Annotated in this window: 3 protein-coding genes; all 3 read right to left on the bottom strand. The window is 44.5% G+C overall.

All coding sequences use genetic code 11. The annotated features are described in order from the left end of the window. On the bottom strand, nt 1–835 hold an 835-nt coding region (locus E1163_RS01175; RefSeq protein WP_246223457.1), incomplete at its 3' end, for an NAD(P)-dependent oxidoreductase. Continuing rightward, complete coding sequence (gene mgtE, locus E1163_RS01170) at nt 835–2193, bottom strand: magnesium transporter (protein ID WP_343033711.1); 1359 nt, start codon at nt 2191–2193, stop codon at nt 835–837. The genes mgtE and E1163_RS01175, both read right to left, overlap by 1 nt. Further along, nucleotides 2171–2827 (bottom strand): 16S rRNA (adenine(1518)-N(6)/adenine(1519)-N(6))-dimethyltransferase RsmA (rsmA, locus tag E1163_RS01165; RefSeq protein WP_155168694.1); only part of this gene is annotated, 657 nt, incomplete at its 5' end. The genes mgtE and rsmA, both read right to left, overlap by 23 nt.

Genomic DNA, 2827 nt, shown 5'->3' with positions numbered 1-2827 from the left:
TTTTGTTCGAATTTACTAAATATTCGAACACTTTTTGTTCCTGCGAAGTAAGATTATTGATCTTTTCGTTCTCCAAAACATCCAGTCCCGCACCAATCACTTTTCCCGAATCAATGCCCTGACATAGCCCCGACAGGGAGACAATTTCGCCTCTTGAAGTATTGATGAAAAATATCTGCTTTCTGAATTTATTGAGATAGTTAAAATCAACCATTCCGCGGGTTTCTTTGGTCAAGGGAACATGAAGGCTAAAGACATCGGCACGCTCGTAAATTTCCTCCATGGAAGTCTGTCGCACATATCCATCATTACAATCTGCTTTGTACTTATCAAATACAAGCACTTCGCAGTTAAACCCTTTGAGTTTTTCAGCAAAAGCGGTACCCATATAGCCATACCCGACCAACCCGACAGTTTTGCCACTCAGCTCATACCCTCTGTTGCCTTCACGGTCCCAGATCCCCTGCCTCACTTCCCTGTCGGATTTAACTATATAATTAAGGAGTCCTAAAAGCAACCCGACACAATGCTCGCCCAGGGCATTTCTGTTGCCTTCGGGGGCGTTAAGAATCTTTACATTGTGCCTGTTCAGGGCGTCTTCATCAAGATTATCAATACCGGCACCAGCCCGGCCTACAAACCTGAGCTTTTTGGCCTGCTTTACCAGCGCTTCATCCACACGGGTTTTACTCCTGATGATCAGACCTTCGTAATCATGGATAATATCAATGATCTCATCACGGGAAATAGTAGGTCGATAATCAGGCTCAAGACCGGCCCCGGCCAGCAGTTCCTCAATGTTATCATACATATAATCAACAATCAGACACTTCATTATAGCATAAGATGTACGGTGTAAAAATATATTGCAAGACCCAGCAGGTCGTTGGTAGTGGTAATAAATGGCCCGGAAGCCAGCGCAGGATTAAATCCGAACTTATTTAATATTAAAGGTGTGATAGTACCCATAAAAGATGCAATGAGCACCACTCCGAAAAGGGCTATGGACACCACTACGGCCAAGTTTTGACTACCTCCGGAGATCACATTGCCCCCATAGACCAGTACCGCAAGTACGGCACCATTTAAAGCCGCAACCATAAAAACTTTCACAAGCCTCTTGGCAAGGCTATCACTGAATGCCGAAGGGTTCGCCAGACTTTGCACCACAATGGATGATGACTGGATCCCCACATTTCCACCTGTAGCCTGTATTAAAGGTATAAAAAAGGCTATGGCCGTAATCCTTAGCAGTTCATCTTCAAACACACCGATAAGCATGGCGCTGATAAAACCGCCGACCACACCAATAACCAACCAGGGTAGTCTTGCTTTAGTTAGCATCCAGACGCTGTCATCCTCCTCCACATCACCGGAGATACCCGACATGATCTGCCTTTCCTCCTCCGCCTGCTCAGTGATCACATCCACCACATCATCAATGGTAATGCGCCCGAGCAATTTCCCCTGCATATTGACCACAGGAACTGCTTCAAGGTCATACTTCCGCATTACCTGGGCAACTTCTTCCTCTGACATGTACGTCTCTACAGAAATAAGCTCCGGTTCATAAATATCAGCTATCTGCGTTTTATCTCCGGCCAAAATGATCCGCTTCAAAGACACCCTGCCCAACAGCCTGTCGTTATCATCCACCACATATACCGAATAAAGCTTCTGCACATTTTCCGCCTGCCGCCTGATCTCTTCAATACACTGCACTACCGACCAGTTGACATTGGCTTTTATGAGTTCCTTGGCCATCAAACCGCCCGCCACATCTTCCTCGTACCTCAGCAGGTCGAGGATGTTGGCTTCTTTCTCTTCGTTATCCAGGCTGGCAATAACCTCTTCACGTTCTTTGATCGGCAGCTCATTAAGAATATCCACCGCATCATCAGAGTCAAGATGATTAACTATCTCAGTGATCTCATTGGGCTGAAAGACTTTCAAAAACCTTTCCCTTATATCCTCATCAAGATCATTGATGATCTCCGCACGCGTTTCCGAAGGCAGCAGGTCTATAACATATTTCGAATCTTCCGTATCAAACTCATGCAAGAGGGCAGAAATATCAGCAGGATTGACCCCTTCAAGAGTCTCCTTTATAAAACCCTCGTCCTTTTCGTCAACCGCATGTTGAAAGCGTTCACGAAACTCATTGGATAGTTCAAACTTTAGTATTTCCTCCACTTGCTATATCATTTGTAAGTTTTACAAACTCATTTACCGATAGCGTTTCGGCCCGTCTGTTCAATATTTCCTGCTCTCTTACCTCATCAGCCAAATTTAATGGCTTCAAAGCATTGCGTAATGTCTTTCTCCTGTTTTGAAACCCCTGCTTCACTACCTTTTTAAAAAGCACCTCATCACAATCAAGCTTCTCCAGCTTATTACGCCTGAGCTTTATCACTCCCGACTGCACTTTAGGCGGAGGATCAAACACTGAAGCATCAACCGTAAAAAGATACTCCATATCGTAGTATGCCTGGAGCAATACACTTAGTATGCCATAGTCCTTATTACCGGGAGGCGATACCAGTCTTCTTGCCACTTCCTCCTGCAACATGCACACTACCTCCACCACCTTGTCTTTCTCCTCTAGTATTTTAAAGAATATTTGGGAAGAAATGTTATAAGGGAAATTACCAATAACAGTATACTCCTCACCCAAAGCATGGCTTAGGTCCATTTTCAGAAAATCGCCTTCGATAACTTTATCTCCCAAGCCCTGGAAATGCTTTTTCAGGTATGCTATAGATTCCCTGTCAATATCAATAAGGGTAAGGTTATCGGCGTATTTTTCTATCAGAAAGCGCGTAAGCAC

Source organism: Fulvivirga kasyanovii (assembly GCF_009711405.1).
Classification (GTDB): domain Bacteria; phylum Bacteroidota; class Bacteroidia; order Cytophagales; family Cyclobacteriaceae; genus Fulvivirga; species Fulvivirga kasyanovii.
Note: the sequence above shows the minus strand (reverse complement) of the source record. Positions and strands in the feature narration are given on the sequence as shown.